Genomic DNA, 15,604 nt, shown 5'->3' on the forward strand with positions numbered 1-15,604 from the left:
AACTGCCCGCGCAACGCATCAGGCAGCCAGAGACGCCCAACGCACCACTCCCCTCACCTGCTACTTGCCACTTCAACGTACTACGCTGCCAACCGCATTGCGGCCAGCACCGGCAAACAATTCTGTGTGCAACAACCACAGGCCACCAACCCGGAACAACCGGGCCGGCCGCCAAAGAAGTGCGCCCGCACACTGCGGGCGCCGTTCTTAGATGTGACTTACTTTAACAATTTCGTACTCAATGACGCCGCCCGGTGTTTTCACCGCCACCACATCACCCTCTTCCTTGGCAATCAAGGCACGGGCCAGTGGCGAACCCACGGAGATCTTGCCGAGCTTGAAGTCAGCCTCATCTTCACCGACGATCTGGTAGGTCACGCTTTCGTCAGTCTCAACGTTGGCGATCTCGACCGTGGTGCCGAAAATCACTTTGCCGGTATGAGGAATCGTCGTTACATCGATGATCACCGCGTTCTGCATGCGGCCTTCGATGTCACGGATACGCGCCTCAACCATACCCTGCTGCTCGCGGGCAGCATGGTATTCAGCGTTTTCTTTAAGGTCGCCCAGCTCACGCGCCGTGCCGATGTCCTGGCTCAGCTTGGGACGAACAACCTTGGTCAGATGTGCGTGCTCTTCTTCCAGGGCTTTGGCGCCCTGGACCGTCATTGGGTACTTGATCATGCCTTCAATCCTGCGTGTAGATCCTGCAAGCGACGTACGGTTTTTTCAGGACCGAATTTAAGCGCTTCGCAGATCGCTTCGCCAGCAGCAATAGTCGTGGTGCAGTAGATCTTGTGCTGCAGCGCGTTGCGGCGAATGGAATAGGAGTCAGCAATAGACTGACGACCTTCGGTGGTGTTGATGATCAAGGTTACTTCGTCGTTCTTGATCATGTCGACAACGTGCGGACGACCTTCGGTCACCTTGTTCACGCGGCGCACTTTAAGGCCAGCCGCTTCGATGAACTTGGCAGTGCCAACGGTCGAAACAATTTCAAAGCCCAGGTTGATCAGGTCGCGGGCAACACCGGCAACCAGTGGCTTGTCGTCGTCGCGTACGCTGATGAAAGCAGTACCGCCAGTCGGCAGCACTTCGCTTGCACCCATCTGGGCCTTGGCAAAGGCTTCGCCGAAGGTATCGCCCACGCCCATTACTTCACCGGTGGACTTCATCTCTGGGCCGAGAATCGGGTCAACGCCAGGGAATTTGGCGAACGGGAAGACCGCCTCTTTCACGCTGTAGAAGTTAGGAATGATTTCTTTAGTGAAACCGATTTCCTTCAGGGTTTTACCGGCCATCACGCGAGCCGCGATCATTGCCAGGGAAACACCGATGCACTTGGAGACGAAAGGAACGGTACGCGATGCACGCGGGTTCACTTCGATCACGTAGATATCTTCGCCCTGCAGAGCCAATTGCACGTTCATCAGGCCGACAACGCCCAACTCCAGAGCCATTTTCTTGACCTGCTCGCGCATCTCGTCCTGGATGTGCAGCGGCAGCGAGTACGGCGGCAGCGAGCACGCGGAGTCACCGGAGTGAACGCCAGCCTGTTCGATGTGCTGCATGATCGCGCCGATCACCACATCAGTACCGTCGCAGACAGCGTCCACGTCCATTTCGATGGCGCAGTTGAGGAAGTGGTCCAGCAGCACCGGGCTGTCGTTGGATACTTTCACTGCGTCACGCAGGTAGCGCTTGAGTTCGTCTTCTTCGTAAACGATTTCCATCGCACGGCCGCCCAACACGTAGGAAGGACGAACCACCAGCGGGTAACCGATCTTGCCAGCGGCACGAATGGCTTCGTCTTCGCTGCGCACAGTGGCGTTAGGCGGCTGACGCAGGTTCAGGCGCTCGACCATCTGCTGGAAGCGCTCACGGTCTTCGGCACGGTCGATGGCGTCAGGGCTGGTACCGATGATCGGCACGCCGGCCTCTTCCAGGGCACGCGCCAGTTTCAGCGGAGTCTGGCCGCCGTACTGGACGATCACGCCTTTTGGCTTCTCGACGCGGACGATTTCCAGCACGTCTTCCAGGGTTACGGATTCGAAGTACAGACGATCCGAGGTATCGAAGTCGGTGGACACGGTTTCCGGGTTGCAGTTGACCATGATGGTCTCGTAACCGTCGGCACGCAGTGCCAGAGCGGCGTGAACGCAGCAGTAGTCGAACTCGATGCCCTGACCGATACGGTTCGGGCCGCCACCCAGGATGATGATCTTGTCACGATCCGAAGGGTTGGCTTCGCACTCTTCCTCATAGGTGGAGTACATGTAGGCGGTGTCGGTGGCGAACTCGGCCGCGCAGGTGTCAACACGCTTGTAGACCGGGAACACTTCCAGCTTGTGACGGTGGCGACGCAGGTTCTTCTCGGTCACACCCAGCAACACGGCCAGGCGCGCGTCGGAGAAGCCCTTGCGCTTGAAGCGGTACATGGCATCGCGATCGATCGATGTCAGCGCCATGGTCTTGATCTTTGCTTCGTCCTTGATCAGATCTTCGATCTGTACCAGGAACCAAGGGTCGATCATGTTCATGCCGAAGATATCTTCAACGGTCATGCCGGCGCGGAACGCGTCAGCAACGTACCAGATACGCTCGGCGCCCGGCACGGTCAGCTCGCGCTTGAGCACGGCCATGCTTTCCGGGTTGCTCAGGTCCAGCTTTGGATCAAGACCGCTTACACCCACTTCCAGACCGCGAAGGGCCTTTTGCAGGGATTCCTGGAAAGTCCGGCCGATAGCCATGACTTCACCCACAGATTTCATCTGTGTGGTCAAACGGGCGTCAGCCTTGGCGAACTTCTCGAAAGCGAAGCGCGGCAGCTTGGTCACAACGTAGTCGATGGACGGCTCGAAGGACGCTGGTGTGGCGCCACCGGTGATTTCGTTTTGCAGCTCGTCCAGGGTGTAACCGATCGCCAGCTTGGCAGCGATACGCGCAATCGGGAAGCCGGTGGCTTTCGATGCCAGCGCCGACGAACGCGATACACGCGGGTTCATCTCGATCACGACCATACGGCCGGTGTCCGGGCAAATACCGAACTGAACGTTGGAACCGCCGGTTTCAACGCCGATCTCACGCAGTACCGCCAGGGAGGCGTTACGCATGATCTGGTATTCCTTGTCCGTCAGGGTCTGTGCCGGAGCAACGGTGATCGAGTCACCAGTGTGCACGCCCATCGGGTCGAAGTTTTCGATCGAGCAAACGATGATGCAGTTGTCCTTTTTGTCGCGGACAACCTCCATCTCGTACTCTTTCCAGCCGATCAGGGATTCGTCGATCAGCAGCTCTTTGGTTGGCGACAGGTCCAGACCACGCGTACAGATTTCTTCGAATTCTTCACGGTTGTAGGCAATACCGCCACCGGTGCCGCCCATGGTGAAGGACGGACGAATGATGCACGGGAAGCCCAGTTTTTCGAGGACCGCATTGGCCTCTTCCATGCTGTGGGCAATACCGGAGCGCGGGCAGTCCAGGCCGATGGACTTCATCGCCTTGTCGAAACGCGAACGGTCTTCAGCTTTGTCGATGGTGTCAGCGTTGGCGCCGATCATCTCTACGCCGAACTTCTCCAGAACGCCTTCGCGCTCCAGATCCAGTGCGCAGTTCAGAGCAGTCTGGCCGCCCATGGTTGGCAGCAGTGCATCCGGACGCTCTTTTTCGATGATCTTGGCAACGGTCTGCCATTTGATCGGCTCGATGTAGGTGGCGTCGGCCATGTCCGGGTCGGTCATGATGGTGGCCGGGTTGGAGTTCACCAGGATGACGCGGTAACCCTCTTCGCGCAGGGCTTTACAGGCCTGGGCGCCGGAGTAGTCGAATTCACAGGCCTGGCCGATAACGATCGGGCCAGCGCCGAGAATCAGGATGCTTTTTATGTCTGTACGTTTTGGCATGGGTTTGTCACTCAAATCCGCAGGTCAGTCGGCAAGCTGTCAATCAGTTTTGTGATGCCCCCGGGGGCCACCGAAGCTCGGGGCCGCCACAGGGCGCAAACAGAAGGCTGATTAACGGCGCTTGGCCATCTCATTGATGAAGCGATCGAACAGCGGTGCAACGTCGTTCGGGCCCGGGCTTGCTTCAGGGTGACCCTGGAAGCTGAAAGCACTCTTGTCGGTCAGCTCGATACCTTGCAGGGTGCCGTCGAACAGCGACTTGTGGATGGCGCGCACATTGGCTGGCAAGCTCGCTTCGTCTACCGCAAAACCGTGGTTCTGGCTGGTGATCATCACAACACCGGTGTCCAGATCCTGGACCGGGTGGTTAGCACCGTGATGGCCATGACCCATTTTCACGGTCTTGGCGCCGGAAGCCAGGGCCAGCAGCTGGTGGCCCAGGCAGATACCGAAAACCGGAATCTCGGTGGTCAGTACTTGCTTGATTGCAGTGATCGCGTAGTCGCATGGCTCAGGGTCACCCGGGCCGTTGGACAGGAACACGCCGTCCGGGTTGAGTGCCAGAACGTCGCTGGCCGGAGTTTGCGCAGGCACCACGGTCACGCGGCAGCCGCGCTCAACCAGCATGCGCAGGATGTTCCACTTTACGCCGTAGTCATAAGCGACCACATGGTAAGGCAGCTCGCTGGCTTCGATGGTCGGGTGACTGTCGGTAGCCAGGTTCCAGACGCTGGAGCGCCACTCGTAGGCTTTTTCGGTGCTGACGACTTTCGCCAGATCCATGCCTTTCAGGCCCGGGAAGCCGCGAGCAGCTGCGATGGCAGCTTCTTCAGAAATGTTGTCGCCCGCCATGATGCAACCGTTCTGCGCGCCTTTCTCACGCAGGATGCGCGTCAGGCGGCGAGTGTCGATACCGGCGATGGCCACAACATTGTTGGTTTTCAGGTAGTCGGCCAGCGACATGGTGTTGCGCCAGTTGCTAGCAACCAGCGGCAGATCACGGATTACCAGACCTGCGGACCAGACACGATCAGACTCGGCGTCTTCCGGGGTAGTACCGGTGTTGCCAACATGCGGGTAAGTCAGGGTCACGATTTGCTGAGCGTAGGAAGGATCCGTCAGGATCTCCTGGTAGCCAGTCATTGCGGTGTTAAACACCACCTCACCAACGGTTTGACCGTCGGCCCCAATGGCTTCGCCGCGAAAAATGCTGCCATCAGCGAGGGCGAGTATGGCTTGCTTAGTCAAGAAGACCTCCCGTAAATAAAGCCTGAAAGGGCGATCGCAGGTTGTAAAAAAGCGGAGTGACGTATGGACACGTCACCCCGCTTCTTCATCGAATTATCTGCGCGCTTTTAGTGGACACACTAAAGCTGTAGCTTACAGAAAAAGGCTTTTTTGGTCTACCGCTAAAGAGTCTAAAAGACAGGGGAATGCGACAGAACATCGCTTAGCGGTTAAAAATCGGGCTACTGGCGCGCCAACAGCCCGATTTTACAGAGTTAACTCAACGCAGGTCGAGCACATCCTGCATGTCATACAGGCCAGGCTCACGCCCTTGCAGCCACAAGGCAGCACGAACAGCGCCCTTGGCAAAGGTCATGCGGCTCGATGCCTTGTGGGTGATTTCCAGGCGCTCACCTTCAGTGGCGAACAACACGGTGTGGTCACCCACCACATCACCGCCGCGCACAGTGGCGAAACCGATAGTTTCACGCTCGCGGGCGCCGGTATGGCCTTCGCGGCCATAGACCGCAACCTTTTGCAGATCACGACCCAACGCATCGGCAATCACCTCGCCCATGCGCATCGCCGTGCCCGAAGGGGCGTCGACCTTGTGCCGGTGATGGGCCTCGATGATTTCGATATCGGCATCTTCACCCATCACCCGCGCCGCCATGTCCAGCAGCTTGAACGACAGATTGACGCCGACACTGAAGTTGGAAGCAAAGACAATCGCGATATCCTGGCCAGCTTCGACCAGCAACTGCTTTTGCTCGGCATTCAGCCCCGTGGTGCCGATCACCATCGCCTTGCCCAATTTGCGACACACCGCCAGGTTGGCGAGCATCACTTCAGGCAGGGTGAAGTCGATCAGCACGTCGAAATCAGCCGCGACCGCTTGCAGGCTTTCGGACAGCGGCACGCCGATGCGCCCGATAGAAGCCAGCTCACCGGCATCAGCCCCCACCAGGGAGCTGCCCGGACGCACGATGGCCGCTGTCAGCCCGCACACTGGCGAACGCTGCTGCACCGCATCGATCAAGGTCTTGCCCATGCGCCCGGCAGCGCCCATCACAGCTATACGTCGCATCTACCGCTCCTTAGAGGTCGCCGAAAAAACGCTTAACGCCTTCAAACCAGCCAGTGGCGTTTGGCGAATGGCTGCTATCGCCTTCCAGCGTGGTACGGAACTCTTCCATCAGCTCGCGCTGACGACGGCTCAGTTTAACCGGGGTTTCGATCACTACGCGGCACATCAAATCGCCTGCACCGCCACCGCGTACCGGGGCCACGCCTTTGCCACGCAAACGGAACTGCTTGCCGCTTTGCGTACCTTCCGGAATTTTCAGCTTGACCCGGCCATCCAGGGTCGGCACTTCAATTTCAGCGCCCAGCGCAGCGTCAGCAAAGTTGATCGGCACTTCACAGAACAGATGCTTGCCATCGCGCTGGAAAATCGCGTGCTCGCGTACATCGATCACCACATACAGGTCGCCAGTCGGCCCACCCTGCACGCCCGCCTCGCCTTCGCCCGACAGACGAATGCGATCACCGGTATCAACGCCCGCAGGCACTTTGACGGAAAGGGTCTTGTACTCTTCTACGCGACCTTCGCCGCGGCAGCTTTCGCACGGATCAGAAATGACCTTGCCTTGACCGTGACAGCGCGGGCAAGTCTGCTGAACCGCGAAGAAGCCCTGCTGCATGCGCACCTGGCCAATACCGCCACAGGTGGTACAGGTCACCGGCGAAGAGCCCTTCTTGGCGCCCGAACCGTCACACGGCTTGCAATTGACCAGCGTAGGAACGCGGATATTGACCGTGGTACCGCGCACAGCCTCTTCCAGATCCAGCTCCAGCGTATAGCGCAAATCGCTACCACGCTGCGCGCCGCCCCGGGAGCCGCCACGACCACCGCCAAAGAAATCGCTGAACACATCACCGAAAATATCGGAGAAGTTCTGACCGCCGAAGCCGGCACCGCCACCACCCATTTGCGGATCAACACCGGCATGGCCGTATTGATCGTAGGCAGCACGCTTGCTGGAATCCGACAGAACCTCGTAAGCCTCGTTGGCTTCTTTGAACAGCTCTTCCGAAGCCTTGTCATCCGGGTTACGGTCCGGGTGATGCTTCATCGCCAGGCGACGATAGGCCTTCTTCAGCTCTACCTCGGTGGAGGTGCGTTCAACACCCAATATTTCGTAATAGTCGCGCTTTGCCATAATTCTTTGCACTCTCAAGGACGTTCGACAAAACCCTCCCGAGCCTCGCCAAACCCGCCAAGCCCGAAAGGATCAGACCCGACTCACGTCTTTTCAACGATATAGGTTTGTGTTTAACAGCCAATGCTTTGGCCGCCAGGAGCGGTTACTTCAGGCCGGAAAACAGGAAAGATCCAGGCCAAACCGCCAGCATTCGACCTTGTCGCATGCTGTAAAAATTCTGGTACTCCAGACACGCCAACGCGGGAGCAAGCTCCCGCGCGGCGACATCCTACCAGTCACCGCACAAGCGCGGTCAACCGGGCGACAAACAAGCTGATTACTTGTTGTCTTTTACTTCTTCGAACTCAGCGTCGACAACGTCGTCCGCTTTTTCAGCCGAATCAGCTGGCTTGGCCGCTGCGTCTGCCGGGTTCGCCTGCTCGGCGTACATTTTCTGTGCAACCGGAGCAGACACCTTGGACAGCTCTTCAACCTTGGCTTCGATAGCAGCCTTGTCGTCGCCTTTAACAGCAGCTTCAAGTGCAACTACAGCAGCTTCGATTGCAGCTTTCTCTTCCTCGGTTACTTTGTCGCCAGCATCGACGATCATTTTGCGAGTCGAGTGAACCAGTGCGTCGCCCTGGTTACGTGCAGCTGCCAGCTCTTCGAACTTGCGGTCTTCCTCAGCGTTGATCTCGGCATCGCGAACCATCTGGGCGATTTCTTCCTCGGACAGACCCGAGTTAGCCTTGATCACGATCGACTGAGACTTGCCAGTCGCCTTGTCTTTTGCACTTACGTGCAGGATGCCGTTGGCATCGATGTCGAAGGTCACTTCGATCTGAGGCACGCCACGTGGAGCAGGTGGAATGTCAGCCAGGTCGAACTTGCCCAACGACTTGTTCTGTGCGGCTTGCTTACGCTCGCCTTGCAGCACGTGAATGGTCACTGCGCCCTGGTTATCGTCTGCAGTCGAGAACACTTGCGATTTCTTGGTAGGAATCGTGGTGTTTTTCTCGATCAGGGCAGTCATTACGCCGCCCATGGTTTCGATACCCAGAGTCAGCGGGCTCACGTCCAGCAACAGAACGTCTTTAACATCACCGGCCAATACCGCGCCCTGGATGGCAGCACCCATTGCAACAGCTTCGTCCGGGTTCACGTCTTTACGTGCTTCCTTGCCGAAGAACTCGGTTACCAGCTTCTGTACCAGCGGCATACGAGTCTGGCCACCGACCAGGATCACGTCGTTGATCGAACCAACGTCGATACCGGCGTCTTTCAGCGCGATGCGGCAAGGCTCGATGGTGCGTTGAACCAGGTCTTCAACCAGCGATTCCAGCTTGGCGCGCGAAATTTTCACGTTCAAGTGCTTAGGACCGGTGGCATCTGCAGTGATGTAAGGCAGATTCACGTCAGTCGACTGGCTCGAAGACAGTTCGATCTTGGCTTTTTCCGCAGCTTCTTTCAGACGCTGCATCGCCAGCGGGTCACCTTTGAGGTTCATGCCGCTTTCTTTCTTGAACTCATCAACCAGGTAGTCGATCAGACGGATGTCAAAGTCTTCACCACCCAGGAACGTGTCACCGTTGGTTGCCAGCACTTCAAACTGGTGCTCGCCATCCACTTCGGCAATTTCAATGACCGACACGTCGAAAGTACCGCCACCCAGGTCATAAACGATGACAGTGTGGTCGCCTTTCGCTTTATCCATACCGTAAGCCAGAGCAGCTGCGGTTGGTTCGTTGATGATGCGTTTTACGTCCAGGCCCGCGATACGGCCGGCGTCTTTGGTCGCCTGACGCTGGCTGTCGTTGAAGTAGGCCGGAACGGTAATCACCGCTTCAGTCACTGGCTCGCCGAGGTAGTCTTCGGCGGTTTTCTTCATTTTCTTCAGAATTTCAGCCGAGATTTGTGGCGGAGCCATTTTCTGGCCGTTCACTTCAACCCAAGCGTCGCCGTTGTCAGCCTTGGCGATTTTGTACGGAACCATCTGAATGTCTTTCTGTACAACTTCTTCGTCAAAACGACGACCGATCAGACGCTTCACCGCGTACAGGGTGTTATGCGGATTGGTCACTGCCTGACGCTTGGCCGACTGGCCAACCAGAATTTCACCATCATTGGCATACGCAACGATCGACGGCGTGGTACGCGCGCCTTCTGCGTTTTCAATAACTTTAGCTTTACCGTTTTCCAGAACCGACACACACGAGTTGGTGGTCCCGAGGTCAATACCGATAATTCTACCCATGTTTACTCTCCCTAAATTTGAATTTTGTTGCCGCAGCAGTAATGACCAACTGCGGCACTGCTTAACGCTTGACTTCTAAATGGGGGCCTTGCGGCCGATTTCAAGCCTGCTCGTCAATCGATGGCGAAACCGGCGCTGGCGCCTTGCTGACTACGACCATAGCCGGGCGCAGCAAGCGACCATTGAGCTGATAGCCTTTTTGAAACACCTTGAGCACACTGTTTGGCTCCACGTCAGCGCTTTCCTGCATGGCCATCGCCTGGTGATGCTCGGCATTGAAGGGTTCGCCGTGCGGATCAATCGCTTCCAACTGGTAACGCTTCAGGGTGTCCTGGAACATTTTCAGGGTCAGCTCGATCCCTTCACGCATCGGGCGAATGTTCTCGTCGTCCGCACTGGACAATTCAAGACCGCGCTCCAGGCTGTCGATCACCGGCAACAGGTCGCCAGCGAACTTTTCCAGCGCAAACTTGTGCGCCTTCTCAACATCCAGCTCGGCGCGACGGCGAACATTCTGCAGATCGGCAGCTACGCGCAGAGCCTGATCGTTAGCGGCTGCCAGCTGCTCTTCAAGCACCTGCACGCGGGTTGCCAGATCTTCGCCAGCTACTTCGGCTTCCTGGTTCTGCGTATCCATAGTCTGTTCGTCTGCCATAGATTTCTCCTTTCAAACATCGTCCGCGAGCTCGACTCGCGCTTGTGCCAAGGTATATGGGGTCGCAATTCTCAGGTTCAAGAGCCAAAAAACCATAAAAGGCATGTTTGCCCCCTCACCCTGCCCCAGCTGAAAAAACCAAACGAGCTAAGAACCCGATAAAAACAAGCAAATCGAACTAAGCGCAACCATTGTCAGCAGGAAACAAAACACTGTATAAATAACCAGACATTACGTTTTGGAGCAGCTCCCATGCTGGTGCACCTGTCCGTACACAACTACGCCATCGTTGAACATCTCGATCTGGAACTGGATCGCGGGATGAGTGTAATCACTGGCGAGACTGGCGCCGGCAAATCGATCATGCTCGATGCATTGGGCCTCACCCTTGGCGACCGCGCCGACAGCGGCGTCGTGCGCCCCGGAGCCGACAAGGCCGATATCCTGGCCACGTTCGACCTGCAGGACATCCCCGAAGCCCGGGCCTGGCTGGCCGAGCGCGACCTTGAAGGCGACGGCCCGTGCATCCTGCGCCGGGTCATCACCGCCGAAGGCCGCTCGCGCAGCTATATCAACGGCACGCCCTGCCCCCAGGGCGACCTCAAAGCACTGGGCGAGCTGCTGATCGACATCCACAGTCAGCATGAACACCAGTCGCTGCTCAAGCCCGACACCCACCGTCGCCTGCTCGACGAATTCGCCGGCGCCACCGACCTGGCCCGCCAGGTGCAACTGGCGGCACAACGCTGGCGCCAGACCAAACAAGAGCTTGAGCACCTGTCCAACTCTGGCGATGAACAGCGCGCACGCCATCAACTGTTGAGCTATCAGCTTGAAGAGCTGGAAACACTCTCTCTGGGTGAGAACGAACTGGAAGAGCTGGAGCAGGAACACAAAAACCTGACCAACGCCGAAACCCTGCTGACCATCTGCCGACAAGTGGTCGAGCAATGCAGCGAAAGCGATTCCGGCAATGTGCTCAATGCACTGACAGCCAGCCTCAACCGCCTCTCAAGCATCAACAGCAACTCGGGCTCGCTGGGCGAAGCCACTGACCTGCTGGCCAGCGCACAGATTCAGGTCGAAGAGGCGGTGGGGGAACTCAACCGCTTTATCGACCACTTCGACGCCGACCCGGGCCGCCTGCAGTACCTCGAAGAGCGGCTCGACACCATTTATACCCTGGCGCGCAAACATCGGGTCCAGCCCACCGAAGTGGCCGCCCTGCAGCAAAAACTGCTGGATGAGCTGGAGACCCTCAACGCCAACGATGAAAACATCGAGCGCCTGGCCAATGAGCTGACGTCCTTTACCCGCCACTATCAAGAGTGCGCACGGGAACTGAGCAATCTGCGCAGCCTGGCCGCAACACGCCTGAGCACTGCCGTAGAAGAAGAGATCCAGCGCCTGGGCATGCCCGGGGGCCGCTTTGTGATCGAACTGCGCCCACAAGCCAGCAGTGATCCCGCCCCCCACGGCCTGGAGCAGGTTGAACTGCTGGTCAGCGCCAACCCCGGCCAACCCCTCAAGGCCCTGGCCAAGGTTGCCTCGGGCGGCGAACTATCGCGTATCAGCCTGGCCATTCAGGTGATCACCGCACAAACTTCCCGCGTACCGACCCTGGTCTTCGACGAAGTAGACGTGGGCATTGGCGGGCCGACTGCAGAGATCGTCGGGCAACTGCTGCGCCGCCTGGGCGAGCGCGGTCAGGTGCTGACGGTCACTCACTTGCCGCAAGTGGCCGCGCAGTGCCATCAGCATCTGTTTGTCCACAAGGTGCGCGAAAGTGAGACCACCCGCACTGCCGTGGCCAAACTGAGCAAAAAAGAGCGCGTCGAAGAGGTCGCCCGCATGCTTGGCGGTATCGACCTGACCAAGGAATCCCTGGCCCACGCCAAAAAGATGGTGATCACGGCGAAGAATCTTGCGGCTTAACGACGAACGGTCATGAAATAACCGGTATCAGAAAGCACGAAGGCGGCCCTTGGGCCGCCTTCGATCGTTTCGCGAACCGTAATTCGCGTGACATGCTCTTACTTGGCCTTCTTGCGCACGTACAGCACCAAGTTGTGATCCACCAACTCGACACCGTGCTTGGCTGCAATGGCGTGCTGCAGTTTTTCGATGTCTTCGTCGAAAAACTCGATCACTTCACCGCTGTCCACGTTGACCATATGGTCGTGGTGGCCGCCGTCAGCATCAGCCAATTCAAAGACAGCATGACCGCCATCGAAATTATGGCGAATCACCAGCCCTGCTGACTCAAACTGGGTCAGTACACGGTAAACCGTGGCCAGACCGACGTCCTCGCCCGCTTGCATAAGTGCCTTGTAAACATCCTCGGCGCTCATGTGACGCTGCTCTGCAGAGTCAAGCATCTGTAGAATTTTGACTCGTGGCAGAGTCACCTTAAGTCCGGCCTTACGTAGTTCGCTATTTTCAACCATGGTTAGCTTTCTCGCGGAAGCCGCTTCGCAGCTTCTCTTAATACGGGTATGATCGGCGTTTACGTTGTCCCAGCCAAGATAGTGGAAGTCGCCCACCGATGCAAAACACCAAGCTCTTGCTAACCAGTTTCACCTTTGTGGGACTGCTCGCACTCGCCGGTTGTTCATTCCCCGGGGTTTACAAAATCGACATCCAACAGGGCAATGTCGTCACGCAGGACATGATAAACCAGTTACGCCCGGGAATGACCCGCCGGCAAGTGCGGTTTATCATGGGTAATGCCCTGCTGACCGATACATTCCACCCTGATCGCTGGGATTACCTGTATAGCCTGCAGCCCGGCGGCGGTGAACGCCAACAGGAACGCATCAGTGTGTTCTTCAACCAGAACGACCAGCTCGTGAGCCTGTCAGGTGACTTCAAGCCTGGCGTCAGCCGCGACGAAGCCATTCTCGGCAAAACCGGTGGCACAGACGTGACCGAACCGGCGACTCAAGCTCCAGCCGAGAAGAGCGAAGTTCCAGCCAAGCCTGGTTCGTTGCTTGATCAGATCCAGAAGGACGTGGACGGTGTTGAAACCGTACCGGTTCCTACGCCAGAACCTCTAGATACCACCGAGCAATAAACGCCCGGTACAAAAAAGCCCGGCATGCCGGGCTTTTTGTTGCCTGCCATAAAGCTGTCAGGACTGGCTAAGGCGCTTGGCCTCGGCAGCCTTGGCCGCACGCTGGCGGCGAATCTCCTTGGGGTCGGCCAACAGCGCACGATACAGTTCGATGCGCTCCCCGGCCTGTAGCACCCGGGTATCAGGGTCAGCCACCTGTTTGCCGAAAATCCCCACCGGGCAATTGGCCAGGTCAACCTCTGGAAACTCGCGCCCGATGCCCGACGCCAATACCGCAGCCCGCACCGTCGTGCCTTGGGCCACCATCACGGTCAGCAGGCACTGGCGATCAACAGCGGCGTAAACCACCTCAGCTTCGATCACGGGCTCAGCCATACAGCTGTTTGGCGCGCTGGCAGAAAGCATCCACCAGCGTATTGGCCGCCTGATTGAACAAAGGCCCCAGAGTCGCCTTGACGATGGCTCCGGCGTAATCAAAGGTCATGTCCAGGCTGATCTTGCACGCCTTGTCACCCAGGGGCTTGAACACCCACACGCCGTGCAGCTTGGTAAACGGGCCTTCTTCAAGGTTCATCTCGATGGACTGCCCGGGCACCAGGGTGTTGCGCGTGACAAAGTGCTGGCTCAAGCCGCCCTTGGCCACGCCCAGGCTGGCGCGCATCAGAACTTCAGTGCTTTCCAGGATTTCGGCAGACGAGCACCACGGCAAAAACTGCGGGTAGCTCGCAACATCGTTCACCAGGTCATACAGCGCCTGGGCTGGATAAGGCAACAAGGCAGAGCGTTGGATATGGGTAGTCATGTCAGCGTTACTTCCACAGCTGGGCGGCAAACACAATCAGAATGCCGAGTGGCGCCACATAGCGCATCAAAAAAAGAGTCAGGGCGAACATCACCGGGCTGCGCATCGACAACTCATCGCGAACCGCGCCGCGCCCCATGATCCAGCCTGCAAACACCACAAAACACAGGCCGCCCAATGGCAACATGATACGCGAGGTGAAGAAATCGACGACACCAAAGAAATCCAGGCCACTGGCCGCGCCCCATTGGTAGAGGTGAAAACCGGAATCTTCGTTCACAAAGAACTTGGCCTGTTTCCAGATATTGAACGAAAACACCGTACCCAGGCCAACAAACCAGCAACTGAATGCCAGCCAGAAGGTGACCCACAGGCGGCGCACCCTGGTGCGCTCCACCAGGTACGCCACCATCGGCTCCAGCAACGAAATCGCCGAACTCCAGGCGGCCACCGCCACCAGAACAAAAAACACTACGCCCATCAGTTGACCAAACGCCACATTGCCAAAGGCAAAAGGCAAGGTCACAAACATCAAGCCCGGGCCTTCGCTGGGGTTGAGCCCCGACGCAAACACAATTGGAAACAATGCCAGCCCGGCGAGCAATGAGACAAAGGTGTCGATCAATGCCACCCCCACCACAGTCCCGGAGATCGACGCATTCTTGGGCATATACGCGCCGTAGATCATGATCGATCCCACGCCCACGCTCAGCGAAAAGAACGCATGGCCCATTGCGGCCAGCAACCCGTCGAGTACGCGATCGGGGTTGAAGTCGAACATGAAATGCACACCCTGCATAAAGTGCCCGGTGGTCATGCTGTAGCCCAGCAATACCAGCAGCAGCACAAACAGCAACGGCATCATGATCCGCAAACTGCGCTCAAGCCCCGCAACCACGCCCTTGGCGATCACATACGCAGACAGCAGCATAAACCCGGTATGCCAGAACGTGAGGCGCCAGGGGTTGGAGATCACCTCTGCAAAGTACTGGCCGACCTGATCGGCCGTCGCGCCCTGAAAGTCGCCCTTGCCCATATTGATGATGTAATCCAGCGACCAGCCGCCCACCACACTATAGAAAGACAAAATCAGCAGCGCCGTAATCATCCCGGCAAACGCCCCCCACGACCAACGCCCCGAATGCCCCGCCTCGACCGCCAACACCTTCAAGGCATTTGCCGGACTAAGCCGTGCACGCCGCCCGATCAGGGTTTCAGCCAGCATCACCGGCACACCGATCAGCGCGATACAGGCCAGAAACACCAACACAAACGCGCCGCCACCATAGACGCCAACCATGTAAGGGAATTTCCAGATACTGCCCAAACCCACGGCAGAACCGGTCGCAGCGAGAATAAAGACCCAACGGCTTGCCCAACTGCCGTGGACAGAAACCTTGTCTGTCGACATCGTTACTACGCCCAACCACTAAAAAAAGAGGGCGCATTGTCCGGGAATCACCCTACACGCTCAAGCACGCAGGTGC

13 protein-coding genes are annotated in these 15,604 nt (G+C 57.7%); 2 read left to right on the forward strand and 11 right to left on the reverse strand.

From position 1 onward, the window contains the following. Positions 1–207: 207 nt before the first annotated feature. The 7 genes from greA to grpE all read right to left on the reverse strand — a co-directional run bounded on the left by greA (position 208) and on the right by grpE (position 10,242). On the reverse strand, positions 208–684 hold the full coding sequence (greA, locus tag BLU25_RS11055; protein ID WP_016783444.1) for a transcription elongation factor GreA: 477 nt from the start codon (positions 682–684) through the stop codon (positions 208–210). After that, positions 681–3,902 (reverse strand): carbamoyl-phosphate synthase large subunit, encoded by a 3,222-nt coding sequence (gene carB / locus BLU25_RS11060; protein ID WP_016783445.1) that lies wholly within the window; start codon positions 3,900–3,902, stop codon positions 681–683. Before carB ends, greA begins: the two co-directional genes overlap by 4 nt. Positions 3,903–4,013: 111 nt before the next feature. Beyond that, the gene (gene carA / locus BLU25_RS11065) at positions 4,014–5,150 is read right to left on the reverse strand and encodes a glutamine-hydrolyzing carbamoyl-phosphate synthase small subunit (RefSeq protein ID WP_016783446.1); all 1,137 of its coding nucleotides are present in this window, start codon (positions 5,148–5,150) and stop codon (positions 4,014–4,016) included. A 259-nt stretch (positions 5,151–5,409) separates the two neighbouring features. Further along, the gene (dapB, locus tag BLU25_RS11070) at positions 5,410–6,216 is read right to left on the reverse strand and encodes a 4-hydroxy-tetrahydrodipicolinate reductase (protein WP_029611723.1); all 807 of its coding nucleotides are present in this window, start codon (positions 6,214–6,216) and stop codon (positions 5,410–5,412) included. 10 nt (positions 6,217–6,226) lie between these two features. Next, positions 6,227–7,351 (reverse strand): molecular chaperone DnaJ, encoded by a 1,125-nt coding sequence (dnaJ, locus tag BLU25_RS11075; protein WP_016783448.1) that lies wholly within the window; start codon positions 7,349–7,351, stop codon positions 6,227–6,229. Positions 7,352–7,670: 319 nt separating this feature from the next. Next, positions 7,671–9,587, reverse strand: a complete 1,917-nt coding sequence (gene dnaK / locus BLU25_RS11080) for a molecular chaperone DnaK (protein WP_016783449.1) — start codon at positions 9,585–9,587, stop codon at positions 7,671–7,673. A gap of 100 nt (positions 9,588–9,687) precedes the next feature. After that, complete coding sequence (gene grpE / locus BLU25_RS11085; RefSeq protein WP_016783450.1) at positions 9,688–10,242, reverse strand: nucleotide exchange factor GrpE; 555 nt, start codon at positions 10,240–10,242, stop codon at positions 9,688–9,690. A gap of 252 nt (positions 10,243–10,494) precedes the next feature. On the opposite strand from grpE, the gene recN reads away from it, so the two are divergent. After that, on the forward strand, positions 10,495–12,177 hold the full coding sequence (gene recN / locus BLU25_RS11090; RefSeq protein WP_016783451.1) for a DNA repair protein RecN: 1,683 nt from the start codon (positions 10,495–10,497) through the stop codon (positions 12,175–12,177). A gap of 98 nt (positions 12,178–12,275) precedes the next feature. Here recN and fur read toward each other — a convergent pair whose 3' ends face one another. After that, a complete protein-coding gene (gene fur / locus BLU25_RS11095) occupies positions 12,276–12,689 on the reverse strand; it encodes a ferric iron uptake transcriptional regulator (RefSeq protein WP_029611724.1) in 414 nt (137 codons plus the stop codon). A 98-nt stretch (positions 12,690–12,787) separates the two neighbouring features. Here fur and BLU25_RS11100 point away from each other — a divergent pair, with 98 nt between their 5' ends. Then, the gene (locus BLU25_RS11100) at positions 12,788–13,315 is read left to right on the forward strand and encodes an outer membrane protein assembly factor BamE (RefSeq protein WP_016783453.1); all 528 of its coding nucleotides are present in this window, start codon (positions 12,788–12,790) and stop codon (positions 13,313–13,315) included. 57 nt (positions 13,316–13,372) lie between these two features. Here the strand turns inward: BLU25_RS11100 and BLU25_RS11105 are convergent, their stop codons facing one another. The 3 genes from BLU25_RS11105 to BLU25_RS11115 are packed head-to-tail and all read right to left on the reverse strand — an operon-like array spanning position 13,373 to position 15,528. Next, positions 13,373–13,690: an RnfH family protein gene (locus BLU25_RS11105; RefSeq protein ID WP_016783454.1), complete on the reverse strand. Its 318-nt coding sequence runs from the start codon at positions 13,688–13,690 to the stop codon at positions 13,373–13,375. Further along, positions 13,683–14,117, reverse strand: a complete 435-nt coding sequence (locus tag BLU25_RS11110) for a type II toxin-antitoxin system RatA family toxin (RefSeq protein ID WP_016783455.1) — start codon at positions 14,115–14,117, stop codon at positions 13,683–13,685. Before BLU25_RS11110 ends, BLU25_RS11105 begins: the two co-directional genes overlap by 8 nt. A 7-nt stretch (positions 14,118–14,124) precedes the next feature. Further along, on the reverse strand, positions 14,125–15,528 hold the full coding sequence (locus BLU25_RS11115) for a sodium-dependent transporter (protein ID WP_029611725.1): 1,404 nt from the start codon (positions 15,526–15,528) through the stop codon (positions 14,125–14,127). Between the last annotated feature and the right edge of the window lie 76 nt (positions 15,529–15,604).

The organism is Pseudomonas fragi (assembly GCF_900105835.1).
GTDB classification, from domain to species: Bacteria; Pseudomonadota; Gammaproteobacteria; order Pseudomonadales; family Pseudomonadaceae; genus Aquipseudomonas; species Aquipseudomonas fragi.

What these genes read in the sequence shown, in the direction of transcription:
- grpE (WP_016783450.1), bottom strand. Translation starts at nt 10,242, where the DNA reads ATGGCAGACGAACAGACTATGGATACGCAGAACCAGGAAGCCGAAGTA.
- dapB (WP_029611723.1), bottom strand. Translation starts at nt 6,216, where the DNA reads ATGCGACGTATAGCTGTGATGGGCGCTGCCGGGCGCATGGGCAAGACC.
- BLU25_RS11115 (WP_029611725.1), bottom strand. Translation starts at nt 15,528, where the DNA reads ATGTCGACAGACAAGGTTTCTGTCCACGGCAGTTGGGCAAGCCGTTGG.
- BLU25_RS11110 (WP_016783455.1), bottom strand. Translation starts at nt 14,117, where the DNA reads ATGACTACCCATATCCAACGCTCTGCCTTGTTGCCTTATCCAGCCCAG.
- BLU25_RS11105 (WP_016783454.1), bottom strand. Translation starts at nt 13,690, where the DNA reads ATGGCTGAGCCCGTGATCGAAGCTGAGGTGGTTTACGCCGCTGTTGAT.
- dnaK (WP_016783449.1), bottom strand. Translation starts at nt 9,587, where the DNA reads ATGGGTAGAATTATCGGTATTGACCTCGGGACCACCAACTCGTGTGTG.
- greA (WP_016783444.1), bottom strand. Translation starts at nt 684, where the DNA reads ATGATCAAGTACCCAATGACGGTCCAGGGCGCCAAAGCCCTGGAAGAA.
- dnaJ (WP_016783448.1), bottom strand. Translation starts at nt 7,351, where the DNA reads ATGGCAAAGCGCGACTATTACGAAATATTGGGTGTTGAACGCACCTCC.
- recN (WP_016783451.1), top strand. Translation starts at nt 10,495, where the DNA reads ATGCTGGTGCACCTGTCCGTACACAACTACGCCATCGTTGAACATCTC.
- carB (WP_016783445.1), bottom strand. Translation starts at nt 3,902, where the DNA reads ATGCCAAAACGTACAGACATAAAAAGCATCCTGATTCTCGGCGCTGGC.
- fur (WP_029611724.1), bottom strand. Translation starts at nt 12,689, where the DNA reads ATGGTTGAAAATAGCGAACTACGTAAGGCCGGACTTAAGGTGACTCTG.
- BLU25_RS11100 (WP_016783453.1), top strand. Translation starts at nt 12,788, where the DNA reads ATGCAAAACACCAAGCTCTTGCTAACCAGTTTCACCTTTGTGGGACTG.